We start from the raw sequence: 25,762 nt of genomic DNA, 5'->3' as shown, positions 1-25,762 counted from the left end.
GTATCGTGACCAAGCCGAACAAGCCCGTCGTCCTCATCGCCGAGAAGCTCGCGCCTTCCGTGTTGAGCGTGTTCTCCGACGAGGTCGAGGTCCAGCATGTGGACGGCACGGACCGCCCCGCGCTGCTCGAAGCCGTGAAGACGGCGGACGCGCTGCTCGTGCGGTCCGCGACCAAGGTCGACGCCGAGGTCCTCGCCGCCACCACCTCGCTCAAGGTGGTCGCCCGCGCCGGTGTCGGACTGGACAACGTCGAGGTCCCCGCCGCCACCGAACGCGGTGTCCTGGTGGTCAACGCGCCGACGTCGAACATCGTCTCCGCCGCCGAGCACGCCGTCGCGCTGCTGCTCGCGGTCGCCCGCCGGGTCCCGGCCGCGGACCAGAGCCTCCAGGGCGGCGCGTGGAAGCGCAGCAGCTACTCGGGCATCGAGATCCAGGGCAAGACCGTCGGCGTGGTCGGCCTCGGCAAGATCGGCCAGCTGTTCGCGCAGCGTCTCGCCGCTTTCGACACCAAGCTCATCGCCTACGACCCCTACGTCTCGGCCGCGCGCGCCGCGCAGCTCGGCATCGAGCTGGTCACGCTGGACGAGCTGCTGGAGCGCGCCGACGCGATCTCCATCCACCTGCCCAAGACCCCGGAGACCAAGGGCCTGATCGGCGCCGAGGCGCTCAAGAAGGTCAAGCAGGGCGTCATCATCGTCAACGCCGCGCGTGGCGGGCTGATCGACGAGCAGGCACTGGCGGACGCGGTCAGCTCCGGTCACGTCGGCGGCGCCGGTATCGACGTGTTCGTCACCGAGCCCACCACCGAGAGCCCGTTGTTCGGCCTGCCGAACGTCGTCGTCACGCCGCACCTCGGCGCGTCGACGGCCGAGGCGCAGGACCGCGCGGGCACCGACGTCGCGAAGTCCGTGCTGCTCGCGCTGCGCGGCGACTTCGTGCCGGACGCGGTGAACGTCGCGGGCGGCGGCACGGTCGGCGAGCACGTCCGCCCGTACCTCTCGCTCACCCAGAAGCTCGGCACCGTGCTGACCGCGCTCAACCCGAAGGCGCCGACCTCGGTCACCGTCGTGGTCAAGGGCGAACTGTCCAACGAGGACGTCAGCGTGCTGCCGCTCGCGGCCGAGCGCGGCGTGTTCTCCGGCGTCGTCGAAGACCAGGTCACCTTCGTGAACGCGCCGCGGGTGGCGGAGGAGCTGGGTGTCCAGGTCGAACTGGTCACCGAGCCCGAAAGCCCCAAGTTCCGCAGCCTGGTCACCGTCCGCGCGGTCTACTCCGACGGCGCGACCCTCTCGGTGTCCGGTTCGGTCACCGGCAAGGACGAGGTCGAGAAGCTGGTCGAGGTCAACGGCCGCCACTTCGACCTGCGTGCCGAGGGCAACGTGCTGCTGCTCGAGTACCCGGACCGGCCGGGCATCATGGGCCGCGTCGGCACGCTGCTCGGCGAGGCGGGCATCAACATCGAGGCCGCGCAGATCAGCCAGACCACCGACGGCGCGGACGCGGTCATGCTGCTGCGTGTGGACCGTTCCGTGGACTCGCACCTGCTGGAGCCGATCGGCGCCACCGTCGGCGCGCACACCATTCGCGCCGTCAACTTCGGCTGACCTGAAAAGCCTGTAACGAAAGCCGCGTCTCCGGACGCGGCTTTCGTTATCTGGCAACAAGTCGTAGTTGTTCTCCGTGCACTTTTCCCCTGGTGGCCACAAGATTGCGAAGAGCAAGATTCAATAACGGGTGAAAATTGCCTACTGAAGTCGGGTGGACGGGCCGATAGGTTCTTCCGGCGAGGCCGAACCATCGCGCCGTCAAGGGCACGGCGCGGCGCCGGGGCTCACCGTCGGGGGTGTGTTCGAGCGGCAGGCAGGTTCCGAGTCAAGGCCTCGAGTGAGGGCACGTACTCATGAACAGATCCCGCGTACCCCGGTGGGCCATCCGCTCATCGGCCGCGGTCTTCGCCGCGTTGCTCGCGACGTCCGTGACGGGCGCGACCGCGGCCGCACAGGATGTCCCCCTCGCGGACGGCGTCACGCCGGCGAAGATCGACCGTAACGGATTCCAGGGGAAGGTCGAGCCGAAGCTCAAGGCCGCCCAAGGCCAGATCACCGCCTTCGTCGAGCTGGCCAAGCAGCCCGCCGTCGACGCCTTCAACGCCGAGCAGAACAAGGGTGCCGGCAAGGAGAAGGCCAAGAAGGCGGCCAAGGACGCCAAGGCCGACGCCGCCGCGACGGTGAACTCCGTCGTCGGGCAGCTCAAGGCCGCCGACGCCGGGACCCAGCTGGTCACCCAGACCTCCAACGCGGTCGCGGGCGCGGTCGTCACGGCCGACGCCGCGAAGATCCGCGAGCTGGCGAAGCGGCCGGACGTCGTCTCGGTCAAGAAGGTCGTGCCGAAGACCCGCACCAACTCCAGCGCGGTCCAGCTGACCAACACGCTCGCCTCGTGGCAGCAGACCGGCCGCTACGGCGACGGCATCCGCGTCGGCGTGATCGACGACGGCATCGACTACACCCACGCCGACTTCGGCGGTCCGGGTACGGCCGCGGCGTACAACGCGATCAACCGCGACCAGGCCACCCCCGCCTTCCCGACCGACAAGGTCGTCGGCGGTATCGACCTGGTCGGCGACGCCTACGACTCGGGCAGCGCCGACCCGGCCCTCAAGACCCCGAAGCCGGACCCCAACCCGCTCTCGTGCGGCCACCACGGCACGCACGTCGCGGGCACGGTCGCCGGATTCGGCGTGGACGAAGCGGGCAAGACGTTCACGGGTGACTACAAGAAGCTGAACAAGAAGAAGCTCGAAGCGATGCAGATCGGCCCGGGCACCGCGCCCAAGGCCCTCCTGTACGCGATCAAGGTCTTCGGCTGCGACGGCTCGACCAACGTCACCTCGCAGGCGCTCGACTGGTCGCTCGACCCGGACGGTGACGGTGACTTCACCGACCACCTCGACGTGGTCAACCTGTCGCTGGGCGGCGACTTCGCCACCCCGGACGACCCGGACTCGCTGTTCGTGCGCAAGATCGCCGCGAACAACGTCGTCCCGGTGTTCTCCGCGGGCAACGGCGGCGACCTCAACGACGTCGGCGGCGCGCCGGGCAACACGCCCGAGGCGCTGACCGTCGCCAGCAGCCGTGACGCGTCCGTCCTGCGCGACGCCATCGAGGCCGTGGCCCCCGCCGGGGTCAAGGGCGCGAAGACCGGGCAGTTCAGCCAGAACTACGCGACCTACGACACGCTCGACGTCACCGCGCCGGTGGTCTCCCTGTCCGCCGCCAACGCGGCCGGATGTGCCCCGTACTCCGACGCCGACAAGGCGAAGGCCGCGGGCAAGATCGTCTGGCTCGAATGGGACGACAACGACGCGACCCGCGCCTGCGGTTCGGGCGCCCGTTCGAACAACGCGCAGGCCGCCGGTGCCAAGGGCGCGGTGTTCTCGTCCACCCTGGAGCACTTCTCGGCCGGTATCGCGGGCAACGCGGCCACGCCGACGTTCCAGCTGACCGGCAGCGCGACCGCTTCGCTGCGCCCGGCGCTCAACGCCGGAACGCTGCAGGTTCGCATGACCGGCAAGGGCCGCGTGTCCGTGCCGACCTTCGACCAGACCATTGTGGACACCCCGAGCTCGTTCACCTCGCGTGGCGGGCGCGGACCGGCCGTCAAGCCGGACGTCGCGGCGCCGGGTGACTCGATCTCGTCGGCGTTGAGCGGAAGCGGGGCGGGCCGTCTGGTCATCTCCGGGACCTCGATGGCGGCACCGCACACCTCGGGTATCACCGCCCTGATCCGTCAGGCGCACCCCGACTGGTCGGTCGAGGAGGTCAAGGCCTCGGTCATCAACACCGCCGGTCACGACATCCACGACGCTTCGGGCCGCACCTACGGTCCGCAGCGCGTCGGCAGCGGCCGGATCGACGCGAAGGCCGCGCTGGACAACCAGGTCCTGGCCTACGTCGTCGACAACCCCGGCTCCGTCACGGTCAACTTCGGCGTCGTCGAAGCGGGCGGTCCGGTCACCCTGACCAAGACGGTCAAGGTGGTCAACAAGGGCCTCAAGCCGGTCGAGTACTCGGTGGGCTACGAAGCCGTGAACGCGCTCCCCGGTGTCGAGTACACAGTGGACAAGCCGACCGTGAAGCTGAGCCCGCGCGGTGTCGCGCTGGTCAAGGTGACCCTGAAGATCGCCGACCCCAAGGCGCTCCGCAAGGTCATGGACCCGACCATGGCGGCGACGCAGGTCGGCCTCGCCCGGCAGTTCGTGGCGGACGCCTCCGGCCGGATCGCGTTCACCCCGAAGAGCGGCACGACCGTTCCGCTGCGGCTCTCGGTGTACTCCGCGCCGAAGCCCGTCTCGTCCATCAGCACCCCGGGCAACGTCAACTTCGGCGCGGGCCAGAACCAGGCCGTGCTGAACCTGACCGGCAAGGGCGTGGACCAGGGCACCGGTCCGCAGCGGTACCGCTCGCTGATCAGCGTGCTCGAACTGCAGGCGGAATCCCCGCAGCTGCCCGAGTGCGACGGCGACGTCACCACCGACTGCACGCTGAACCAGACCGCCAAGGGTGGTGACCTGCGCTACATCGGCGCGGCGTCCACGGCCCCGCTGGCCAAGGCGCAGGGTGAGCCGGAGAACGCGTTGCTGGCCTTCGGCCTCACCACCTGGAGCGACCTGGCCAACCTGGGCAGCAACACCTCGCCGTTCGTGGACATCGACACCACGGGCGACGGGCAGCCGGACTTCGAGACCTATGTCACCAAGGTGACCGCGACCGACGTCCTGGTCGCCGTCACGGTGGCGCTGAAGCCGGGCTTCCCGCAGGTGGACATCCAGCCGGTCAACGGCCAGCTCGGCGACGTCGACACGAACGTGTACGACACCAACGTCGTCGTGCTGCCGGTGAGCATCGCCGCGCTGGGCATCGACCCGAACGCCGCGTCGCACAAGATCAGCTACACGGTCGGGACCTCCGGGTTCTACGCGGCACCGGGTGCCGGCTCGTCGACGATCGACTACGTCGGCACGCCGCTCGCGTTCGACGCCTTGGCTCCCGCGTACACCGTCCAGGGCGGCGGCGACTCCGCGCTGGGCTACGTCGCGAAGCCGGGCACGGCGCTGGTGGTCAACCGCAACGCGGCCGCGCAGGACACCGTTCTCGGCCTGCTGGCGATCGATCACCACAACGCCTCGGGCAACCGGGCGAACGTGGTGAAGATCCAGACGAACGCCGGTGGTGGCAATTCGGGTGTCGACCGGCCGGGTAACGGCGGACGGCACACCGGACGTCAGCCGATCGGTGTCGGCTGACACTGAACTGCGGTAACCCGCGTTCTATGAGGTGAGGGACGCCCTGGCGGCAAGCTTCGCGCCAGGGCGTCCCTTCTTGTATTCACTCTTTCGGCTGTCTCGCTCTGTGGGAGCCTCCGGCATAAGGGTGGTGCGGCTACGGCTACCGGGCTACAGCCGGTAACCTTCCGCTGCTGGCGTTTTCTTGCGGATGGGCCATCCGGACTGCCGGTGGCCTGGTCTACGGAGGTGTGTGGATGCGGCTCGCGGTGATCCCAGGAGACGGGATCGGGCCCGAAGTGGTCTCCGAGGCGCTCAAGGTGCTCGGTGAGGTCGTACCGACGGCGGAGACCACGAACTACGACCTCGGCGCCGCCCGGTGGCACTCCACCGGTGAGCTGTTGCCGGAGTCGGTACTCGGTGAACTCCGTCAGCACGATGCGATCCTGCTGGGCGCGGTGGGCGACCCGACGGTGCCGAGCGGCATTCTGGAGCGTGGCCTGCTGCTGCGTCTCCGGTTCGAGCTCGACCACCATGTGAACCTGCGCCCCGCCCGGTTGTACCCGGGGGTGCGCGGCCCGCTCGCCGAGGGCGGCGAGATCGACATGGTCGTCGTACGTGAGGGCACCGAAGGCCCCTACGCCGGCAACGGTGGCTTGCTGCGCAAGGACACCGAGAACGAGATCGCGACGGAGGTCAGCGTCAACACGGCGTTCGGCGTCCGGCGCGTGGTGACCGACGCGTTCAACCGTGCCGAGGCGCGGCCCCGCAAGCACCTGACGCTCCTGCACAAGACGAACGTGCTGGAGTACGCGGGCTCGCTGTGGTCGCGGATCGTCGAAGAGGTCTCGCTGGAGCACCCGGAGGTGACCGTCGCTTACTCCCATGTGGACGCGGCGATGATCCACCTGGTGACCGACCCGTCCCGGTTCGACGTCATCGTGACCGACAACCTGTTCGGCGACATCGTCACCGACCTCTCGGCGGCGGTGACCGGCGGCATCGGGCTGGCGGCGAGCGGGAACCTCGACATCACGCGGCGGAATCCGAGCATGTTCGAGCCGGTGCACGGCAGCGCGCCGGACATCGCGGGCCAGGGTCTCGCCGACCCGACCGCCGCGGTGCTGTCGGTTTCGCTGCTGTTGGACCACTTGGGACAGAAGGAAGCGGCGCGGCGGATCGAGGCTTCGGTCGCCTTCGATCTCGCGACCCGCGATCAGGCGTCGCCCGGTGCGACGCACGCGATCGGTGACCGGCTGGCGGCTCTCGTGTCGTCGAACGTGCGCCCGGTCACGCAGTAGTTCTCACGACGGGCTGAAGGGGCCCTTCACCGCATCTCACGCGGTGAAGGGCCCCTTCGCTGCGTCAGATGCGGGCAACTCGTTACTCGCGTGATCAGACACGTGACTCGCGTGACCACAGACGTGACTCGCGTTATTGGACGCGGCACTCGGTGTTCCGCCTCTGATCACGCGAGTCACGTCCCTGATCACGCGAGTTCCGTGTCTGATCACGAGGAGAGTCGATTTGCGTCACTGGAGCCTTCAGTCACTCTCAGGAAGTGGGAACCCTCGCCCGGCTTGTGGACGCCCGGCGGAGCGTGTGCCATGATGCGTTCGTGACCTCCTGCACCATCATTATCGCCGAGCGCGCCGGATAACAGCTCCACAAGAGCCCCCGGCGCGCAACCTCTCGCACCCATGCGGGAGGTTTTTTTGTTGCCTGAACCAGCTTCGCCCTCCCGCCACAAGGAGATTCCCGTGACCCGCAAGGAGCCCGCCGATACACCGCTCGGCGACGCTTTCCACCTGTACGACACGACGTTGCGCGACGGCGCGCAGCGCGAGGGGATCTCCTACTCCGTCACGGACAAACTGGCGGTGGCGAGGCTGCTCGACGATCTCGGGGTCGGGTTCATCGAAGGCGGATGGCCGGGCGCGCTGCCCAAGGACACGGAATTCTTCGCCCGCGCCGCTTCCGGCGAACTGAAACTCAGCCACGCCGCGCTCGTCGCCTTCGGCGCGACGCGAAAAGCGGGCACCACCGCGGACCAGGACAAGCAGGTGCGGGCCCTGCTCGATTCCCAGGCGCCGGTGATCACGCTGGTGGCCAAATCGGACCTCCGTCACATCGAACGCGCGCTGCGGGTCGACGTCGACGAAGCCTGCGCGATGGTGCGGGACACCGTCGCCTTCCTCGTCGGCGAGGGCCGCCGCGTCTTCCTTGACGCGGAACACTTTTTCGACGGCTACGCGTTCTCCCCGGACACCGCTTTGAAGGTGCTCGACGCGGGGGTGAACGCGGGCGCCGACGTCGCCGTGCTGTGCGACACCAACGGCGGCCAGCTGCCGCTCGGCCTCGCGGAAACCGTCCGCGAGGTCAAGGAAAGGACCGGATTCCGGCTCGGAATCCATTGTCAGGACGACACTTCCTGCGCGGTGGCGAATTCCGTCGCCGCCGTGCAGGCCGGCGTGACGCACGTCCAGTGCACCGCCAATGGTTACGGCGAACGGGCGGGTAACGCCGATCTGTTCGCCGTGACGGGAAATCTGGTGACCAAGCTCGGGATGGAGGTCCTCCCGACCGGAGGTGCCACCGAGCTCACCCGGGTCTCCCATGCCCTTGCCGAAATCGCCAACCTCGCCCCCTACACCCACCAGGCTTACGTAGGGGCGTCGGCTTTCGCCCACAAGGCGGGACTGCACGCGAGCGCGATCAAGGTGGATCCGTTGCTGTACAACCACATCGATCCAGCTTCTGTCGGCAATGACATGCGGGTACTGGTCACCGAGATGGCCGGCAGGGCCAGCCTGGAGCTCAAGGGACGTGAGCTCGGGGTCGACCTTGCCGGCCAGCCCGAGGCGCTGACGAGCGCCGTGCGCAAGGTGAAGCAACTCGAATCCGAAGGCTGGTCCTTCGAGGCCGCGGACGCTTCACTGGAACTTTTGCTGCGGCGGGAGGTTGACGGCCCGCAGAGCGACGTCCTCGACGAACCGCCGTTCGAACTCGAGTCTTACCGGGTCGTCCTGGACCACCGCTCCGACGGCGAGGTCGTCTCCGAAGCGACGGTGAAGGTGCACGTCGCCGGGCAGCGCGTGATCGCCACCGCCGAAGGCAACGGCCCCGTGCACGCGCTCGACGCCGCACTGCGCGAGGCGCTCAGCCCGCACCTGTCCTGGTTGGACAGTGTCGAGCTCGCCGACTACAAGGTTCGCATCCTGCCCGGCCACCCTGGTACCGACGCCGTCACGCGCGTGCTCGTCGAGACGAGCGACGGCGAGCGGGAATGGACCACCGTCGGCGTGCACGGCAACATCGTCGAGGCGAGCTGGCTCGCGTTGTGCGACGCGCTCGTGCACAAGTCCCTCAGCGAAGCCCCGGCCTGAGGAGTCGTACAGTGGGGGAGTGCGTCTAGCCCGAATTGCTCATCCCGGTGGTGTCGCGTTCGCTTCGATCGAAGGGGACGGCGACGACGCCCAGGTACTGGAAATCGCCGAGCACCCCTTCGGCGCCAACCCCAACTTCACCGGCAAGCGGTGGCCGCTCGCCGACGTCCGGCTGCTCGCGCCGATCCTGCCGTCGAAGGTGATCGCGGTCGGCCGGAACTACGCCAAGCACGCGGCCGAGTTCGGCAACGAGATCCCGACGGACCCGATGCTGTTCATCAAGCCGTCGACGACGGTGATCGGCCCCCACGCGCCCATCCGCCGCCCCCGCGGCGTCGGCCGGGTGGATTTCGAGGGTGAGCTGGCGATCGTCATCGGCCAGCCGGTCAAGAACGTGCCCGCCGCCCGCGCGGCGAGCGCGATCCTCGGCTACACCGTCGCGAACGACGTCAGCGCGCGTGACCTGCAGAAGGCCGACGGCCAGTGGGGCCGGGCGAAGGGGTTCGACACCTTCTGCCCGCTGGGCCCCTGGATCGAGACCTCGCTCGACGCCGCCGACCTCGCGCTCAAGTCCGAGGTGGACGGTGAGCTCAAACAGGACGGCCGGACGTCGGACCTGGTGCACAAGATCCCCGAGCTGGTCGAGTTCGTGTCCGGCGTGATGACCTTGCTGCCCGGCGACGTCATCCTGACCGGCACGCCCGAGGGCGTGGGCCCGATCGAGGACGGCCAGTCCGTTTCGATCACCATCGAAGGCATCGGCACCCTGACCAACCCGGTCCAGGACATCTGACACGAGTCTGGTGAAAGGCCCCTCGTGCGCGAACTTCGCGCGGAGGGGCCTTTCTTTTTCGCTAACCGTCTGCCGGCTCCATCGCACGTCGTGCGAACGCCGGCGCGTGCTCCGGCCGGAGGCCCAGGCCCAGCACCCGCGCGGGGAGGTAGGAAAGCACCGGGAAGCGGCTGAACAGCTTCACCATCACCGCCGGCGGGCCGTTGCGCCTGCCCTCCATCACCGGCCGCATGATGTTCTTGTGCAACAGCCGTTGCAGCCCCTGCACCAGCATCGTCGGCGCGAGACGGCGTTTGCGGACCTTCGCCAACTCGGCCTCCGCCGGCCTGCCGCGGCGGAGCGGCTCGGCGAGCAGGGTGGCGGCCGCGACCGCGTCCTGCACGGCGAGATTGATGCCGACCCCGCCCACCGGTGACATCGCGTGTGCCGCGTCACCGATGCACAGCAGCCCGTCGAGATGCCATTTCCGCAGCAGGTTCATCTTGACGTCGAGGAACTTGACGTCGTCGGTCGTCTTCAGCTCGTCCACGCGATCGGCGAACTCGGGGCAGACTTCGGCCACGTTCTCCCGGAACCATTCGATGCCCTTGGTCCGCAGGTCCTCGCCCTTGGGGCCGAGATAGGCGACCTGGAAGTACCCTTTCCGCGGCAGCGGCACGGCGAATCGCCGGTTCCGCATCTTCGGCGTCAGCCTGCCTTCGAGTTCGCCGTCCCGCCGGGAGATCCGGAACCACCACGCGTCGAACGGGGTGTCGTACTCCCTCGGGATCAGCCCGGCCTCCCGCCGGGCCAGCGACCAGCGGCCGTCGGCGGCGATCACCAGGTCGGCGCGCAGTTCGCCGGTCTTGCCCTCGGCGTCGCGGTAGCGGACTCCCGACACCCGGCCCTGCTCCAGGATCAGCCCGGTCATCTCGGTGCTCTGCCGCAGCGTGAACGTGGGTTCCTTCGCGCCGGCGTCGGCCAGCAGGTCCAGGAAGTCCCACTGCGGGACCATCGCGATGAAGGGATGCGGCACCTTCAGCCTGGTCAGGTCGGCCAGCCGCATCATGGTGCCGTCTTCTGCGGGAAAGCCGGCGTAGGCGATCTCGCTGTGCGGCAGGCTGAGGAATTTCTCGCCGAGGCCCAGCTCGTCGAGCAGGGTCAGCGTCGACGGGTGCACGGTGTCGCCGCGGAAGTCCCGCAGGAAGTCCTTGTGCTTCTCGAGCACCGTGACCTCGACCCCGGCCCTGGCCAGCAACAACCCGGCGACCATGCCCGCGGGGCCACCGCCGACGACCACGCAGTTCGTGCGTTCGTTCATCCGTCCCACCCCTTCGAAACTCTTATTCATCACTTGTTGAATAAGCTCAGCATGCACCTGCTCGAGGGGTGCGTCAAGCGCCATCCGGGCGGATACGCTGTTCGGGCTATGGCGTGGGTCTCACCACCTTCACCGTCCAAAAAGGACTTAAGGCGGCATGACAGTCCTGGAAGGACAGCGGTCGCGGAAGCGCCCTTGTGGACTGTCCGCGATTCAGGATTCCGTTGTCATCACAGGGTGTGCGTGCGGCGAATCGGACGTGTCGCGGGGGTATCGGCGATTCACCCGGCCGTCCGTTGTCCTGTAACTAAAACACGACATCTCGCCAACTGGGAGTAGAGTGCCCGCGCCGGAACAGAGCAGCTTTAATCACCTCATCGGCAGAGTCGCGATCGCGCTGTGTGCCCTAGCCTCACTTGGTGGATTTCGCTCTCGTGCCCCGGACCCCGTCACGAACCACTCCGGCCGTTCCGGACGGAGCCCCTTGGGAGCCCCCGGAATTGCGGTTGGTGTGTCTCGACATCGACGACACGCTGATCGACTGCACGGCGGCGATCCGGCTCAGCCTGCGCGAGCTCACCGGCCAGAACGACCTTTGGCCCCTGTGGGACCTCATCACCGAGGAGCATGTCGCGCTGGTGGTCGCGGGTGAAATCGATTACGCGACCATGCATCACCGGCGTACGGAATGCTTCCTCGCGGAGATCGGCATTCTGGCCGACGAAGACCAGGTCACCGGCTTCGAAAGACGCCGTCGTGAAATCCTCACTCGTTCGTGGCAATTGTTCGAAGATGTCCTCCCGTGCCTGGAATGGCTGCGGGCCGCCGGCGTCCTCGTCGCGGCGGTCACGAACGCCTCGGGCGTACATCAGCGCAAGAAGATCGCCGACCTCGGGCTCGCCCGGTTCTTCGACCACGTGGCCATCGCCGGTGAACTCGGAGTAGCCAAACCGGACCCCGTGATGTTCCACTCGGTCTGCCTCGGCCTCGGCTGCGACCCGGCCCAGGCCGTCCACGTCGGCGACAAACTCGACACCGACGCCATCGGCGCACGCGACGCCGGCCTGGGCGCCGTCTGGCTCGACCGGGACGGCATCGCCGAGCGCGCTCCGGCGGGCGTGCACACCATCTCCGGCCTCGACGAGCTGCCTGAGCTGCTCGTTTCCGAGTTCGCGAAGCTCGGCGTCCCGGCCCAGCGCGCCGCGGAGACCCCCGCTTTCACGGTGCGGAACAGCGTGCTCTAGTATTCTTTCTCGTGCGGCACCGAGCCGGTCAAGATCGGAACGGTACCTCACTGGGGTATGGTGTAATTGGCAGCACGACTGGTTCTGGTCCAGTTAGTCTAGGTTCGAGTCCTGGTACCCCAGCTGGAGAACTCTCCGGAGTGAAACACAGAGTGACCCCCCTGCGAAGGCGGGAAACCCGGTCTGGTAAGTTTCTCCACAGCAACACAGCAGGTGAACAACTGAAAACCTCCTTCTGAAGGAGGAAAGATCCTAGCCCCCGTCGTCTAGCGGCCTAGGACGCCGGCCTCTCACGCCGGTAGCGTGGGTTCGAATCCCATCGGGGGTACTCGCAAAAAGCGTCGATCATTTTGATCGACGCTTTTTGCTATTTCGGGAGCTGACATGGCTTCGGTGATCCTTTCTCCTGCTTTCGCTATCGCGGTCACTTGATCTGCTGGCAGTTTAATCCCGATCGTCACTTCGTCGCCGCGGCCGTTCAAATGCACGGTGAGCTGTGTCACCTCGAAGAGTGCCTGAAGCAGGGGCTGTGGAGCTCTGGCCAAGTTGACTCGTAAGTAGGGAACAGCGTCCAGGAGGCTCAGGTCCGATGGTGTGGGTGGTTCTGGAGTCTCGGTGTCTTGCGCGTTCAGCTGCGCCACTTCGGCTTGAACGGTGTTCTTGGTCGTTGCCAGCTCGTTGAAGCTTTGCCTCAGCGCCTTCGCGAACGGATCGCCAGGTGCACCGTTTTGGGCTTGCCGGAGCAGGACTTCCTGTTTGCGTTCGATGTCGGCTAGCTGTCGTTGGAGGCGTTCTCTGTCTTCGGCGCGTGCTTGTGCGGCGGTGTCGTCCACAGTGGCCAGGTCGGCTTCCAGAATGGACGTACGGTCAGGTCCGAAGATGCGGTCGGCGAAGAAGCATCCGACGGCGTCCAGGAGCTCGTCTTCGCGGATCCTGACCGCGGTGGGCAGATCGGCGTGTGGGTCGGCGCCGCCGCGGTTGTTCTTCCGGGGCCAGCACAGGTAGTACGTCGGCCGCCCCTTCCGGGAGTCTCCGATCATGCGGCGTCCGCAGCTGTGGACGACCCTGCCCCGGAACAGGTAGGTGCGTTCGGTCTGTGGGTGCGGATTGGTGGTTGGGGTTGGTGCTGATGTTGTCGACCGCACTTCGCCCCCAGAAGCCCCGAGTCCGAGCCTTGCTGGGTGCAGTCGGCGGTGGGTAGCGCTCGAGATCGGCGTTGAGCAGGTCCGCGATGGTCTCGCAGCCGAGACCGTCGTAGTACCGCCAGCGCAAGATCTGTGTGACGGTCTCGGCCCGGAGCCCGTCCGGTGCAAGACGAGACTTGGTCTTGCCCTTGTCGGCCTTCGTCGGGTTCGGGTGAGGCAGAACCTTTGCCTTGTATCCGTGCGGTGGCTTGCCGATGTTCCAGCCGTCTCGGACGTGGGTGCAGAGCCCGCCCCAGGACTGTTCCAGGGTGTTGAGGACCTCGTACTCGGCAATGGACTGGTTGATGCGGCGTTGGAGAACGCGTTGCGCGCGGCTGCCGGACAGCCCCTGAGAAATGGTGGGCGCGGTCATCGGCGGTGGCAGAACGCCAGCAGAATGTCGGCTGCCACCGTGTCGGCGTTGTCGAACGCTTCGTGGATCTCGTTGGGGATGCGACCGTGCTCGGCAATCGAGTAGCCGTTCGCCGATGCCCAGGCGCGGAACTGCTGGTTGCGCTCGCGGTCGACCGGCGCCATGGTCGTCTACTGGCCGCGTTCGCTGTCAGTGAGCGCGGCCAGAGCGCGCCGGTGTGGTCGGTGGCTTTGAGTAGTTCGTAACCTGAAGGCGCTGAACGGAGGTTTCTCGGCGGCACTGAGATTCGAGGCGTCGAATCGCGAGAAGAATCTGGTTTCTCGCGGACCGGGCTGGCGGTCGTCGACGAGGCGTCCGAAGGCGGTAGGAGCTAGTGCTCCAGTCTGATCAGGACTTCCTCGATGATGTCCGGCGCGGACACGACTACGAAGCCGAGGCCTCCCAGGGGGATTGCGCAGGCTGTAACCTGGATGCCTTGGCGTACCGAGCGAATCCCTCGAAAGCCCACGAAGCCGATCGCGACTGCCGTCGCGAGCAGTAGGACGCCGATGCCTGAGCGGCCGGACTGCCGGACAACGTCGGCGATCAACAGTCCGATTACCGCGGCGGTAGCGACCGTGCCGCGGATATCGGTTCGCCCGATCGTATTCAAGAGGAAGCCGGCGAGGAGGCCGCCTGCGATCGCCAGTGCGCACCACAGCGTTGTCGTCGACACGTCGATCTGGTACGGCATGCCCTCGTACTTGATGCCATAGAACAGGGCCTTGCCCCAATAAAAGGCAAGAACAGCCGCGATCAGCGCTCCGGTCGCTCGGATCACCGCGCGCCGACGAGGTGCGCCGGCGGTCACCGCGACGACCAGCACGATCCAGATGGTGAAGCTGTGCGCCAGCGGCCTCAGCACGTCGCTGTAGTAGGCGTAAGCGCCGACGGCGCCAGAGACCACACCGGCCAGGACCGCGCCGAGATCGGAGGCACGAAAATAGTCCGACCGGGGCGCTCGCGTCGCATCATCCTCAGTCTCAACCGGCACCCTGACCCCCGCCTAGTGCATGTAGCGACAACTTGCAGTCTCCTGCGAGGAGCGGCAGGTCCGACACCATCCGTAGCCGCTGCGGGGGCAGCATACCGTCATGATCAAAATCTGGATGTGATGCGGGCGGTCGCACGACGTCGCGTCGGCGAGCGCGCAGCAAAGCCGGCGGGGGAGGACTCGGCGGCGTTTCGCCGCCTGCTCTGGTGAAGGTGGTGATACGGCGCAGCACGCGTGCATTTAGTTCGTCGGCCGTAAGGTCGTTCGCCGGATATCGGTGGTGGTCCCGGGCTACCGGTGAGCCGCACTGGTAACCGTATCGGGTCGGGGTTTCCGCCTTCGGTCATGGCGCCGGCTGTGCAGGGAATGACGAGACACGGGTCAGCAGGTTCGACTACGCTGGCCGCTCGGCCGGTTACGCTCGTGTATCGATCACGGAGTAGCTCGGCGTGGCCGGTGGGGCGGCCAGCAGGGGAGATGTCGGGCGACGGGGAGGGCGAGCCGGCGTGTCATTGAACGTGCCCAGGTTGCGGCAGCAGGCTGGGGAGCTTGACGTTGAGTTGGAGCAGGCCCGGTTCACCGGGCAGTCTGCTGACGGTGTGGCGTCGGCGGTGGTGACTGGCCAGGGCAGGCTGGTGGATCTGACGATCGCGGATCATGTGATCCGGAGCTCGCATCCGCAGCGGCTGGGGCCTGCGGTGCTGGAGGCGGTGTCGGTAGCCCGTCGTGCGGCCGCGCAGGTCGGTGTAGCCAAGGTGCGCGCGGTGGTGGACAAGGACCAGGAATGGATGCCCGAACCCGCCCCTGGGCCTGCGGCGGGCCAATGGAACGACTCCGTGCCGGCATCTCCTCCCCGTGCCGCGACGGCGGCTGAGCCGCGTGGAGCGCGTCCCGATGCCAGGGAGTTCGAGGAGGAGAGTTTCGATCAGCTCGACTTCCTGGACGCTGATCTCGAGGACGAGGGGCGGTAGCGCTGGTGAGTCACCAGGACGAGCTGTATCACCTGGCTCGGGAGATCGACGCGACGGTGGCCGCGGTCGAGCGGGCCGCGACGAGCGCGGCACGGGATCGTGCCACGTGGTCGTTGCCGGGAGAGCTGGGGTCGGTGACGGTGACCGGTGCGGGTGAGCTGGTCGATGTCTCGGTGGACGTGGCCGCGATGAAGGACTACAGCGCGCCGAGCTTGTCGCGGCAGCTGCTGCTGGGCATCCGGCGAGCCGAGGAGACCGCGGCTCGCCGGTTTGAGGCGGCGATGGCGGCTGTTCGGGATGAGGAGCGGCTGGTATGAGCATTCCGGATCCGTTCGACCCCGGTCCCGGCCAGGGCTATCACGTCTATCCGGAGAAGTTGCGGGCCGCGGCCGACGCGATCGCCGAGGCGGCTGGACTGTTGCAGAACTTCGCGGTGGCGGACCTGGCGGACGTCACGCTCGGCGCATACGACCTGGGCTTGCCGGGAACGGCGACGAACCTGATGCCCGGTCTCAACGGTCTGGGGACGGTGGACCGGTACAACGCGGCCATCGACACGATTCAGCGAATCACAGCCTCGAACTCGACTCAGCTCGCTGTGCTGAGCGCGGCGCTGGGCAAGGCCGCCCAGCATTATGAGCAGCTGGATCAGGAAGCGTATGAGCGGATGAAGAAGCTGGAGGGTGAGATCAAGTGACCACCCCCGACCCGGGCCAGAGCGCCGCGGAACTCGCCACCATGAGCTACCCGGAGGGCGCGGACGCGAAGATCCGGGAGTACGCGGACCTGATCGGCGCGCATGGGATCATCGGGCTGCTGGACAAGCTTCGCGTGTTCGTCGCCGGTGACTTGGCAAAGGCGTTGAGGTTGGCTGAGGCCTTCGCCAGGGAGAGCAAGTTGAAGGACGCGGCCGAGATCGTCAATGACACGAAGCTGTCGCTGACGGCCGCGTGGCGTGGTGACGCGTTCGACCAGTACTCCATGTATTCCGGGATGGCCGTCGACAGCCTGAACAAGGGCCAGGTCTCCATCACGAGCCTGACCAAAACGATGAGCACGATCGCGACAACGGTGATCGACACGTACAAGAACCTGTTGCTCGCGCTCGGGAACTGTGCGGCGAACCTGGCGCAGCTGAGTGGGAAGTTCGCGATCGTTCTCGGGTCGTTGCTTGTCCCGCCGTTGGCCGCGTTGTCGGCCAAGGACTTCGTGGACGCGATCAACTCGGCGTTCGAGAAGTTCTGGCGTGACTGCAACGCGCTCCTGGGCAGCATGATCACCAACATCGGAGCGCTGGTCGGGAGCGGTCTCGAGCTGACGGTCATCGAGACCACCTTCCCCAAGATCCCGGATGTCGGCACGAGTGTCGAGGTAGTCGGGGAACCCCGCCGCTGGCGGATCAAACCGGGAGCCGATCCTTCGTGACACGACGTCCCGCCCGAGGGCTCGCCATGCTGATGGCCGGCGGACTGGTGGTGATGGCCGGCTGCGGAACGAGCCCGCCGCCTCCGCCGCCGGGACCGTCGGCCTCGGTCCCGCCGATCCCCGCACAGCTGAACGGCAACAAGTTCATCGCCGATCCGTGTTCGGCGATCACCGTGGAGCAGCTGCGGAGCATCGGCTTCGGTGAAGGCAGGCACGAACAGACCCGGCAGGGTCAATGCCTGATCGTGCTCGGCCGGTCGGTCGACGTGACCACATCCTGGTTTCCGCCGCTGCGGGAGAGCATCAGCACGTTGTACAGCGGCCGCGCCCAAGGCCGCGATGCCGGCAACCACTGGGAAGAGATGACGATCAACGGCTACCCTGCGGTGATCGTGGATGTCGAAGAGAACATTCCGAGCAGGCGTGACGAGGGGCCTCTGGCGTGCAGGCTGGTTCTCGGCGTCGACGACAACACGCTGGTGCACATCAAGGCCAACACCCGGGGCAAGCCGGAAGCGGGCCCCTGGCTGAACGATCCCTGCGGTGCGGTCAAGAAAATGGCGGAGTTCGTCATCGGCAACCTACGCAGCTAGGTTCGCCGATCCGGCCCAGGCCCAAGAGCGGAAGTCAGCAGGCGACGTGACGTCGATGCGGCCACGCTCTCGCAGCCACTCATAGGTTCCGTGCCGCGAACGAACGTCTCGGACCATCGTGAAGCACGGGACGCCTGCCAGGGAGGAGCCTGCCACTCAGGCTTACGTCTGTGCGCTGGATGGCCAGGTCTGAATCAGCCACCGCTCGTGTCGGTAGTCGAGATCCGGGAAGTCGGCGTTCTCTACAGGGGCGCTGGTGCGGAACGCGCGTAGCTGGAAAGGGCCGGGGATGGGAAGTTCGATGATGACGTCCGATGGCGAGCCGGTCACGGAGCCGAGGACGACACGCCAGGTATCCACGGTGAAGGACCCTTCAAAACGATCTCCCTCTGGAGGCACGGGCGGGGCGGGTTCTGCTGTCCAGAGTTCGAAGTCCACCACAACGTCCGTCATCTCGCCCAAGGTGAAGAACTTGCCTCCCCCGTGGCCGCTGACTGCGATGGCCCCGTCGGTCTGCGGAGACAGGTGTGAGGCCCGGGCCTCGGCGGACTCGACATCGAACAGCATGAATTGGTGATAGTCGATCCAGGGGCTTCCGGTCTCGCGGAGAAGCAGGACTGGTTCGGCCATTGTGTTTCTTGCTGTGCGTGGGTGATGGTCAGGATATCCACCATCACCCACGCGAACGACTCTACTTGCAGGCCTCTACGAAGCTGCGAGCGACGTCGCAGCGCAGCGGCCATGACACCGGCTGAGTCTGACCGATATTGCCCCACGGTCCGGGGCCACCGTAGCCGTAGGCGTAGCTGGAGATGCTGTACAGCGTGCGTTTCTCGGGCTTGACCTGGTCGGGTTCCTGAGGGTTGGGGGATCCTCGCCCTGGAACTGGAACGTGTAGTCGGTCTGTGTGATGGCCTGCCGGCCTCCTAGCTACTTCCCGTTGGCGTTTGCCCGGATCCAAGCGCGAAGTTCAGGCTCGGCCAGGTTGGCGAAGACGGTATAGGAACCGTTCTTGGTCGGGTACAAACAGCGATAGCCGAAAGACACCAAACCCACCAGAAGTCTGTGGGAATCGGTCGCCGGTCCGCCCGAGTCACCTTTGCAGGTGTCCAAGTGGCCATCGGCCGTGCCAGCACACAACATTCTTTCCGTGAGCTTTGTTTTGTACGCCGGCTGACAGACGTCGACCCGATCCACCGTCGGGACCTGTATTCCCAGCAGATGTTTTGGCGTTCCGCCGCCGTGGTGCTTGATACCCCATCCCACCACGGTCAGCATGGTGCCCGTTCGTCGGTCCGTGTCCGCTATTCGTGCGACCTTGATTCTCGGGTTGGGTCTCAGCTTACGCTCCAGGCGCAGCACGGCGACGTCGAAGTCTCTGCTCTCTGCGTTGTTCTGGGGGTGCGAGAGGGCGGACGACACGGCTACCCTGTCTCCTTTGGTGCGATCGCTATCGCCTGCGCTGACACGCAAGGTGGCGGGTATTCTGTTCCGCATGCAATGAGCGGCGGTCAGGGCGATGTCGAGATCGACCAGGACGGCACCACAGAAGGGGGTGCCGTTCGCAGTTTGAAGGCTCAACGTCCAGGGAACCAGTTTGATGTCGTACGGAGTGCCGCCCTGGATGTCTTCTTCAGCGGAGGCGGCCGGAGCCATTGACAAAGTCAGCAGGACGGCGATGGCCGCGATCAGGAAATGCCGCATGGTGTCCTCCTTGTTGATCCGTGCCTTTCAGGATCAACGGGCGACATCGGCGACTGAAAGGGAATTCACCCGGCCATCAGGTCAGGCCCCCCAGTTGGCCGCGTCGAGCCGGGCAAGCGTGACGAGCGGGTCGAGCCGGAAGTGATCGAGGGCGGCTCCTCGAAAGGGCCTCGAGATCCGCGCTGCCCGCATGGGTGGCTGGCCCACGATCAAGGGCACTCGCATCCCTTACGACACCATCGCCCAGCTCGTCGAAGACGGCGACGTAGGCGTCGAGGACGTACGCCACTACAGCCCTGGTGTCACTCCGGACGCCGCCCGGGATGCGCTTGACTTCGAGCAGGCCGTGCGAGGGGCCGCCGCGTGAAGTTCTTCTTCGACCACAACCTCAGCCCCCGGCTCATTGACACCCTGAAGGCGCTCTTGCCTCATCTGGTGGACTTCCACCTGCTGGACCGCGAGATCGTCGACCTGGCCGGAGCCAAGATCGGCAAGGTCGACGACATCGAGTTCGAGATCGGTGACGACGGACGGCCCCTGGTCGCGGCCCCGCTCGTCGGACAGCGCGCACTCGGGCTCCGCATCGGCGGCCGGTTCGGGGCCTGGCTCGCCGCGGTCGCCACCCGGCTGCGCGCCGAGGAAGACCCGCAGCACTGCGAATCCCGTACGACCATGTCTCACAGGTCGGCAGCCATCTCACGCCGGCACTCCACCGCGAAGTCCTGACGACGCCACCGCTGGAAAGCTGGCTACGCCGCCACCTCATCGGCCGCATCCCTGGAGCCCGTGATGCGCGCCAGTGACCTTCTCGGCGCCGCCGCCTACGACGACTTCGGACAGTGCATCGGCTGGATCGTCGAACTCATCGCCGAAACCTCACCGGGTGGTCCACCGGCGATCACGACAGTCCTCGTCGCGCCACGAAGGCATGAACCAGCGTGAACCGGTTAGCCGGTTGAGACCACATGAACGACGAGATAGGCCAGGTCACCGGCACGAAAGACAAGCACTGCATGGAGGGCTACGCCCGTATCCCGGGCGGCCCTTTCCATCGTTCGAAGGGGGATGGGTACCCGGTACCCGACGGTAGAAAACTGTTCTGAGCAAAGAAAAAAAGATCGTCTTTCACCCAATCTGATGACCTTCCCCGGCCCGAAAACCTCGTGACAGGTGAAGCTCGGGAAGGGGGTGAGATGGATGAAGTCTTCCCAGTCACAGGCGATCGCGGAGGCCAGCGGCAGTACGGTCCTCGCGCGATTGTTTGTCACGGCAGGCGCGCTGCTCGGATTCGTTGTCCTGGCGGTGCTGATGTCGGGGGCAGCGGACGCGGCGGAGAAGCCCGCCGAGCCCGATGACCACGCGTTCCTCGGGAACGTCCTGCACCCTGTTCACGAACTGACCTCAGAGATGGCGCCCGTCGTGGAACGGGTGACGAAGCCGGTCGAGCCGGTGGTTTCCCCCGTGGTGCGGCCGGTCGTGAAAGCGGTCGAGCCCGTACTGAACGTGGTGCGACCGGTCACCGGCCCGGTGACGAAGCCCTTGGTACGCACACTGGCGCCGATCACCCATGTGGTGGGCGCTGATCCGGTGGCCGACGCCGTCACCGGAACACCTGCCAGGCCGGTTCCTCCGGCGCCTCGTGCCGATGTCAGCCCGGAACCACTGATCTATTCCGGACCGCAGGCACGGAAACAGGAGATGCGGGTGCCGGCCATGCCGCGTGCTTCGGCCGTCCCACTGCGAGAGTACGCAGCTGAGCGGACGAGCGAGCAGGATGATGTGCAGTTGAGTGCCCCGTCCGGGCATAGTGACGGTGGTGGCCCGGCTTTGCCCGCAGGACCGGGTGCCGTTCAGACGGGCGGCACGATGACGGCCGGTGGCTCCGGCGCACACGGTGGTGACCACGCGGTGACCGAGACCGGTTCCGGAATGCCCGGAACCGACCGGGCATGGCGGGCACCGCCGGACGATCGCCGGGCCGTTCCCTGGCCGGACGACTACGGTATCGACCATCCGAGTTAGTGGGCCCTTTTCATCCTCAATTCCACAATGGACAGAAGATGAGAAAGGGAACGTCATGCACAAGTACGTGCGACGCGGATTGACCGCCGCAGTGCTGTCCGGCGGGTTCGTCCTGCTGGGCACCGCGGTGGCGAGTGCGGACACCGGGAACTCCGGACCGCTGGGCGACACGGTGAACTCGGTGGTGGCCGGCATCTCGTCGGCGGCCGCGCACGGCGGTGACGGTGGTGACTCCGGCAAGGCCGGGAACGCCACCAGTGGCAACAGCGCCGTGAGCGGGAACTCCGGTGATTCGGGCAAGTCCGGTTCGACCGGTGGGAACAGCGCCTACGGCGTCTGCGTCCTGGCCAGCTGTTCGACGTCGGTCTCTTCGGGCGGCTCTGGCGACACCGGATCCACCGGTGCGACCGGCAACGCCTCCAACACCAGCACTACGACCGGGGGAAACTCCGGCAAGGCCGGTGCCGGAGGTAGCGGGACCGCTGCCACCGAGGGACACAACGCCGCGGACTCGCGGGGCGCCCACGGCGGAAGGTCCAGCGTGCTCGGCAAAGTGACGGGGACCGCGAAGGGCGGCGATGGTGGTGACTCCGGCAAGGCCGGGAACGCCACCAGTGGCAACAGCGCCGTGAGCGGGAACTCCGGTGATTCGGGCAAGTCCGGTTCGACCGGTGGGAACAGTGCTTACGGGCTCTGCGTGCTCGCCCGCTGCGAGACCAGTGTGAACTCGGGCGACTCCGGGAACACCGGCGACACCGGCTCCACCGGTGACGCGCACAACGAGAGCGCCACCGACGGCGGGAACTCCGGTCAGGCGGGCGACGGCGGCGACGCCATCGCGGCCGCGTCCGGCCGCAACTCCGCCACGAACAACGGTGGACACCGCAGCAGTGACAGCGGTGTGCTCGGCAAAGTGACTGGGATCGCGAAGGGCGGCAATGGTGGTGACTCCGGCGATGCCGGGAACGCCACCAGCGAGAACAACGCCGTCAGCGGCAACTCCGGCGACTCGGGGAACTCGGGCTCCACCGGCGGCAACACCGCGGCGACGTGGACGCTCGGCGGCCGGGACTCCGGTCACGGCGGCTGGAAGCATCAGGGTGACCACTCGAGCACCACGGTCACCTCTGGTGATTCGGGCAGCACTGGTGCCACCGGTGCGACCGGCGACGCGAAGAACGACAGCGTCACCACCGGCGGACACTCCGGCCCGGCAGGACGTGGCGGCGACGCCGCGGTTCTCGCCTCCGGCCAGAACTCCGCGGCGACCCACAACGGTGGACACCGCAGCAGTGACAGCGGTGTGCTCGGCAAAGTGACTGGGATCGCGAAGGGCGGTAACGGTGGTGACTCCGGCGATGCCGGGAACGCCACCAGCGAGAACAACGCCGTCAGCGGCAACTCCGGCGACTCGGGGAACTCGGGCTCCACCGGCGGCAACACCGCCGTCCAGTCCGTCCGAGGTAACGAGCAGGGTCACCACGGTGACTGGAAGCGTGAAGGCGACCGCGTGAACACGACGGTCACCTCGGGCGATTCGGGCAGCACCGGAGCCACCGGTGCGACCGGGAGCGCGGACAACTCCAGCATCACCAACGGTGGGAATTCCGGCCCGGCGGGCCACGGCGGCGACGCCGTGGTCGACGCCCTCGGCTGGAACAGCACCGGTGATCACCTCAGCCTCGTCTGACGAGCAAAGGGGAAACACGAGCGGGGACACCGGATTCCGGTGTCCCCGCTTTCTCGCTGGCGCCCGGAACGCGGCTAAAGTTCGCGGCGGTGCTGGACGACCCATTCGGCGACCAGTTGCAGTTTCAGGTTGGTGGTCTGGGAGGACTCGACCAGGAGCTGAGAGGCCTGCAGGTCGTCGATGTCGTGGCGTTGCATGAGGATGCCTTTGGCCATTCCGATCACGCCACGGTTCTCGACCGCGAGGTGCAGGCGGGCTTCGTTCTGCGCGCCGATGAGCGCGATCGCGGCATGGGTGGCGAACAGCCCGGTGTACCTGGGGTTGGTACTCGAGGGCGCCGGAACCCGCCCCTGCCGGGTTCCGGCGCCCTCAGCGCTCGTCACTCACCTTGGCCCGGTGGGACGAGACGTCGTACGGCGCCATCGAATCCGGTGCTGTAGAGGCTTTCCAGATCCCAGCCCGGTCCGGCGCCGAAGCGCACGGACGAGCCGAGGTGGACGCCGGTGGCGATCGCGCAGGTCGAGCCGGATTCCGGGTCGACGCGGTAGACGATGCCGTGTTCGCCCGCCGTGTAGAGCCGTCCGTCGGGTCCGATGGTCAGGTCGTCGATGATGTTCAGCGGCCATGGCGCCTGAAGCCGGATCTTCTTCGCGGGCGCCGAAGGATTCGCGAGGTCGATACCGGCGATCTGGAAGCCGGGGTCGCCGGTGTTGGCGACGTACAGCGTGCGGCCGTCGTTGCTGACGACCATTCCGTTGGGCCCGAGCAGATCGGGTCCGTACCGTTCCGGCGCCGACGGATTCTCCTTGCGTACCAGCCAGAGTCCGCGTTCGGGGCCGATGAGGGTGCTGATCACCGCGTCGCCGTTCGGCAGCACCGTGCCCCCGTCGGGCATCGTCAGGTTGGTCGCCCAGGTCCTCCGTTTCCCCGTGCCGAAGTCGTAGATGTCGATGGTGCCGGTCTTCAGCCCGAGCGTCCCGTCGACGGTCAGGTGCCCGGTGTTGACGTACAGCTCGTCGCCGCGCACCGTGAGCGCGCCGGGGCCGCGGACCGGTAGCAGGGTGCTCACCGCGCCGTCCGGGGTCACGCGTTCGACGGATCCGTTGCCCGCGAACAGGGTCTTCGAGACGAGCAGTCCGCCCCGGCCGTCGAAGGCGAGGTTTTCCAGTGGCAGGCCGAGACCGGTGGCGACGGTGCGGACCTGCCAGGGTGTGCAGTCTTGTGCCGGAGCGGCCGTGGCCGCGCCAGGTGTGGTGAGAGCCGCCGCGGCGATGACGGCCGCCGTGATGACGCTTCGGACACGTCCGGTCATGACGTCCTCCCACAGTTTCCGGCGGTCGGGACGCCGCTCAGTCGTTGGCTGATCCAGGAAATGGCGTAGGGCACGCTCGCGATGGCGTACGTGATGTGTTCGGGCACGTTCGACAGGTGGTACTCCACGTTCGCGCCCCGCGCGCACCAATCCGCGACCGAGCCCTGGTTGTAGGAGGGGGAGACGATTTCGTCGAAACGGGACTGCTGGACGAGGACCGGCCCCTTCGGCGCGCGGGTGCCGACGTAGTTGTCCGCGAGTACCGCGTCGACGTCGGCGTTGTGGTAGATGTCGTACCGGGTGTAGTCGTTGACATGCTGGAACGGGTTGGCCGCGACCAGTTCGATGACACAGTCGTCGCCGATGCGTTCGGCCAGTTGCTTTCCCTTGTCGTTGAACGGGTCCAAGGTGGCGTATTCGCGGGACAGGCCGACCATCGCGGCGAGTGCGAATCCGGAGAACGGACCGCCGTCGATCCCTTCGACGGTTTTGCGGAGATCGCCGGTGAAAGCGTTGGCCACCCAGGCTTTCACGTCCATTTCGGGGGCGTAGGAGGGTTGCTCCTGTGCCGCCCACGCGGTGGCGTGCCCGCCGCCGGAGTACCCCCAGGCGGCAACCGGCGCGTCCGGGCCGAGGCCGGCTTCGGGGAGGGCCAGCGCCGCGCGGATGCCGTCGAGTGTCGCGCGTCCCGCCACCTTGCCGGCGATCCACGACATCCGGGGGCCCTGGTAGTCGGTCTGGATGGCGACCCAGCCCTTGAGCAGTGCGGCGGCCACCGCGCTGGGATCCTTCTGCAGGCCGGTCCGCAATTCGTACGACGGATTGCAGTGCGTGCCGAGGCTGTCGATCGCGCTTTGGTACGACAGCAGCGTGCGCTTGCCGCTCGGGGGTGCGGCGAGCGGCACCATGATCGTGCTGACCGTGGCGATCGGCCTGTCGGCGCCGTCGGTCGAGCGCACCAGCACCTGGTAGGCGCGGACCGGGGTGGGGATGAGGTAGGTGCTGATCTTCACTTCGCGCTTGCGCAGGACGGCTCCCGGCGGTTGCGCCTCGTACCCGGCGGGCGGGCGGTAGAACGGATCGTCGTCGGGCCGCGGGATCGTCGTCTGCGCCGAGGGGGCGGCCGACGGCACCGCCGCGGCGACCCCCGTTCCCGCCGCCGGCGAGATGATCAAAACACCCAGCAGCAGCATCGATCGCAGTACCGGTCTGGACTTCATCGCTCCTCCTTGAGCACGCGCCAAACTAATACATGTGTATCAATTTTTCTGATACGGGAGTATTGATCAGGGCTCGGGAGCGTGTCAACGGTCACCACGATGTGAGGGCCTCGTGTCCGGGATCGGGAGGTCGAAGTGCGCGTCGATCGCGGAAACCTGTAGCCGAGATCGACGCGCTGTACCGAGGCTCCGCGCGTTAGTCTCGACATGTGCGTTGCGAGCGATGTG

Annotated in this window: 25 protein-coding genes and 2 tRNA genes; 18 read left to right on the top strand and 9 right to left on the bottom strand. The window is 67.0% G+C overall.

Annotated elements, in window-relative coordinates:
• Window positions 1–5 precede the first annotated feature (5 nt).
• From serA to HDA45_RS11005, 5 genes are all read left to right on the top strand, one after another.
• Window positions 6–1,604 (top strand): phosphoglycerate dehydrogenase, encoded by a 1,599-nt coding sequence (gene serA, locus HDA45_RS11025; protein WP_184894350.1) that lies wholly within the window; start codon window positions 6–8, stop codon window positions 1,602–1,604.
• A 296-nt stretch (window positions 1,605–1,900) separates the two neighbouring features.
• The gene (locus tag HDA45_RS11020) at window positions 1,901–5,305 is read left to right on the top strand and encodes a S8 family serine peptidase (protein WP_184894348.1); all 3,405 of its coding nucleotides are present in this window, start codon (window positions 1,901–1,903) and stop codon (window positions 5,303–5,305) included.
• 236 nt (window positions 5,306–5,541) lie between these two features.
• Entirely contained in the window at window positions 5,542–6,585 is a 1,044-nt protein-coding gene (locus HDA45_RS11015; RefSeq protein WP_184894346.1) for a 3-isopropylmalate dehydrogenase, read from the top strand.
• A 459-nt stretch (window positions 6,586–7,044) separates the two neighbouring features.
• Complete coding sequence (gene cimA, locus HDA45_RS11010) at window positions 7,045–8,670, top strand: citramalate synthase (protein WP_184894344.1); 1,626 nt, start codon at window positions 7,045–7,047, stop codon at window positions 8,668–8,670.
• Between the two features lie 19 nt (window positions 8,671–8,689).
• Entirely contained in the window at window positions 8,690–9,463 is a 774-nt protein-coding gene (locus tag HDA45_RS11005; protein ID WP_184894342.1) for a fumarylacetoacetate hydrolase family protein, read from the top strand.
• Window positions 9,464–9,524: 61 nt separating this feature from the next.
• Here the strand turns inward: HDA45_RS11005 and HDA45_RS11000 are convergent, their stop codons facing one another.
• The gene (locus HDA45_RS11000) at window positions 9,525–10,763 is read right to left on the bottom strand and encodes an FAD-dependent oxidoreductase (RefSeq protein ID WP_184894340.1); all 1,239 of its coding nucleotides are present in this window, start codon (window positions 10,761–10,763) and stop codon (window positions 9,525–9,527) included.
• 509 nt (window positions 10,764–11,272) lie between these two features.
• Here HDA45_RS11000 and HDA45_RS10995 point away from each other — a divergent pair.
• The 3 genes from HDA45_RS10995 to HDA45_RS10985 all read left to right on the top strand — a co-directional run bounded on the left by HDA45_RS10995 (window position 11,273) and on the right by HDA45_RS10985 (window position 12,335).
• On the top strand, window positions 11,273–12,007 hold the full coding sequence (locus HDA45_RS10995; RefSeq protein ID WP_184905493.1) for an HAD-IA family hydrolase: 735 nt from the start codon (window positions 11,273–11,275) through the stop codon (window positions 12,005–12,007).
• Between the two features lie 51 nt (window positions 12,008–12,058).
• Window positions 12,059–12,130 (top strand) — tRNA-Gln (locus HDA45_RS10990).
• A gap of 132 nt (window positions 12,131–12,262) precedes the next feature.
• Window positions 12,263–12,335 (top strand) — tRNA-Glu (locus HDA45_RS10985).
• On the opposite strand, the gene HDA45_RS43035 is transcribed toward HDA45_RS10985, so the two are convergent.
• The 3 genes from HDA45_RS43035 to HDA45_RS10975 all read right to left on the bottom strand — a co-directional run bounded on the left by HDA45_RS43035 (window position 12,298) and on the right by HDA45_RS10975 (window position 14,597).
• A complete protein-coding gene (locus tag HDA45_RS43035; RefSeq protein ID WP_343072289.1) occupies window positions 12,298–13,047 on the bottom strand; it encodes a hypothetical protein in 750 nt (249 codons plus the stop codon). The genes HDA45_RS10985 and HDA45_RS43035 overlap by 38 nt on opposite strands.
• Window positions 13,048–13,560: 513 nt before the next feature.
• On the bottom strand, window positions 13,561–13,728 hold the full coding sequence (locus HDA45_RS10980; protein WP_184894338.1) for an Lsr2 family DNA-binding protein: 168 nt from the start codon (window positions 13,726–13,728) through the stop codon (window positions 13,561–13,563).
• A 206-nt stretch (window positions 13,729–13,934) separates the two neighbouring features.
• A complete protein-coding gene (locus tag HDA45_RS10975) occupies window positions 13,935–14,597 on the bottom strand; it encodes a hypothetical protein (RefSeq protein WP_184894336.1) in 663 nt (220 codons plus the stop codon).
• Between the two features lie 506 nt (window positions 14,598–15,103).
• On the opposite strand from HDA45_RS10975, the gene HDA45_RS10970 reads away from it, so the two are divergent.
• Genes HDA45_RS10970 through HDA45_RS10950 form a run of 5 tightly spaced genes read left to right on the top strand, consistent with a single transcriptional unit; the run spans window position 15,104 to window position 17,586 of the window.
• Window positions 15,104–15,568 (top strand): YbaB/EbfC family nucleoid-associated protein, encoded by a 465-nt coding sequence (locus tag HDA45_RS10970; protein ID WP_343072048.1) that lies wholly within the window; start codon window positions 15,104–15,106, stop codon window positions 15,566–15,568.
• Between the two features lie 5 nt (window positions 15,569–15,573).
• A complete protein-coding gene (locus HDA45_RS10965; protein ID WP_184894334.1) occupies window positions 15,574–15,885 on the top strand; it encodes a hypothetical protein in 312 nt (103 codons plus the stop codon).
• A complete protein-coding gene (locus tag HDA45_RS10960) occupies window positions 15,882–16,265 on the top strand; it encodes a hypothetical protein (protein ID WP_184894332.1) in 384 nt (127 codons plus the stop codon). Before HDA45_RS10965 ends, HDA45_RS10960 begins: the two co-directional genes overlap by 4 nt.
• Window positions 16,262–16,993, top strand: coding sequence for a hypothetical protein (locus HDA45_RS10955; RefSeq protein ID WP_184894330.1), 732 nt, complete (start codon window positions 16,262–16,264; stop codon window positions 16,991–16,993). The genes HDA45_RS10960 and HDA45_RS10955 overlap by 4 nt, the downstream gene beginning before the upstream one ends.
• Entirely contained in the window at window positions 16,990–17,586 is a 597-nt protein-coding gene (locus tag HDA45_RS10950) for a DUF3558 domain-containing protein (RefSeq protein WP_343072047.1), read from the top strand. Before HDA45_RS10955 ends, HDA45_RS10950 begins: the two co-directional genes overlap by 4 nt.
• A gap of 162 nt (window positions 17,587–17,748) precedes the next feature.
• On the opposite strand, the gene HDA45_RS10945 is transcribed toward HDA45_RS10950, so the two are convergent.
• Together HDA45_RS10945 and HDA45_RS10940 are read right to left on the bottom strand one after the other, a co-directional pair.
• Window positions 17,749–18,216 carry a hypothetical protein gene (locus HDA45_RS10945; RefSeq protein WP_184894328.1) on the bottom strand — a complete coding sequence of 156 codons (468 nt, stop codon included), beginning with the start codon at window positions 18,214–18,216 and terminating at the stop codon, window positions 17,749–17,751.
• Between the two features lie 300 nt (window positions 18,217–18,516).
• Window positions 18,517–19,290, bottom strand: coding sequence for a S1 family serine peptidase (locus tag HDA45_RS10940; protein ID WP_184894326.1), 774 nt, complete (start codon window positions 19,288–19,290; stop codon window positions 18,517–18,519).
• A gap of 175 nt (window positions 19,291–19,465) precedes the next feature.
• Between HDA45_RS10940 and HDA45_RS10935 the strand changes: the two genes are divergently transcribed.
• The 5 genes from HDA45_RS10935 (at window position 19,466) to HDA45_RS10915 (ending at window position 23,002) form a co-directional block, all read left to right on the top strand.
• Window positions 19,466–19,657 (top strand): DUF433 domain-containing protein, encoded by a 192-nt coding sequence (locus HDA45_RS10935; protein ID WP_343072288.1) that lies wholly within the window; start codon window positions 19,466–19,468, stop codon window positions 19,655–19,657.
• Window positions 19,654–20,016: a hypothetical protein gene (locus HDA45_RS10930; RefSeq protein ID WP_246480671.1), complete on the top strand. Its 363-nt coding sequence runs from the start codon at window positions 19,654–19,656 to the stop codon at window positions 20,014–20,016. The genes HDA45_RS10935 and HDA45_RS10930 overlap by 4 nt, the downstream gene beginning before the upstream one ends.
• A gap of 63 nt (window positions 20,017–20,079) precedes the next feature.
• Complete coding sequence (locus HDA45_RS10925) at window positions 20,080–20,232, top strand: hypothetical protein (RefSeq protein ID WP_184894321.1); 153 nt, start codon at window positions 20,080–20,082, stop codon at window positions 20,230–20,232.
• 255 nt (window positions 20,233–20,487) lie between these two features.
• Complete coding sequence (locus tag HDA45_RS10920; RefSeq protein WP_184894319.1) at window positions 20,488–21,312, top strand: hypothetical protein; 825 nt, start codon at window positions 20,488–20,490, stop codon at window positions 21,310–21,312.
• A gap of 55 nt (window positions 21,313–21,367) precedes the next feature.
• The gene (locus HDA45_RS10915; protein ID WP_184894317.1) at window positions 21,368–23,002 is read left to right on the top strand and encodes an autotransporter outer membrane beta-barrel domain-containing protein; all 1,635 of its coding nucleotides are present in this window, start codon (window positions 21,368–21,370) and stop codon (window positions 23,000–23,002) included.
• Window positions 23,003–23,076: 74 nt separating this feature from the next.
• Here the strand turns inward: HDA45_RS10915 and HDA45_RS43030 are convergent, their stop codons facing one another.
• Genes HDA45_RS43030 through HDA45_RS10900 form a run of 3 tightly spaced genes read right to left on the bottom strand, consistent with a single transcriptional unit; the run spans window position 23,077 to window position 25,534 of the window.
• Window positions 23,077–23,385 carry an ANTAR domain-containing protein gene (locus HDA45_RS43030; protein ID WP_343072046.1) on the bottom strand — a complete coding sequence of 103 codons (309 nt, stop codon included), beginning with the start codon at window positions 23,383–23,385 and terminating at the stop codon, window positions 23,077–23,079.
• On the bottom strand, window positions 23,382–24,314 hold the full coding sequence (locus HDA45_RS10905; RefSeq protein WP_184894315.1) for an SMP-30/gluconolactonase/LRE family protein: 933 nt from the start codon (window positions 24,312–24,314) through the stop codon (window positions 23,382–23,384). The genes HDA45_RS43030 and HDA45_RS10905 overlap by 4 nt, the downstream gene beginning before the upstream one ends.
• On the bottom strand, window positions 24,311–25,534 hold the full coding sequence (locus tag HDA45_RS10900; protein WP_184894313.1) for a lipase family protein: 1,224 nt from the start codon (window positions 25,532–25,534) through the stop codon (window positions 24,311–24,313). Before HDA45_RS10900 ends, HDA45_RS10905 begins: the two co-directional genes overlap by 4 nt.
• Window positions 25,535–25,762 lie beyond the last annotated feature (228 nt).

The sequence above is a fragment of the Amycolatopsis umgeniensis genome (assembly GCF_014205155.1).
In the GTDB taxonomy this organism is placed as follows: domain Bacteria; phylum Actinomycetota; class Actinomycetes; order Mycobacteriales; family Pseudonocardiaceae; genus Amycolatopsis; species Amycolatopsis umgeniensis.
Note: the sequence above shows the minus strand (reverse complement) of the source record. Positions and strands in the feature narration are given on the sequence as shown.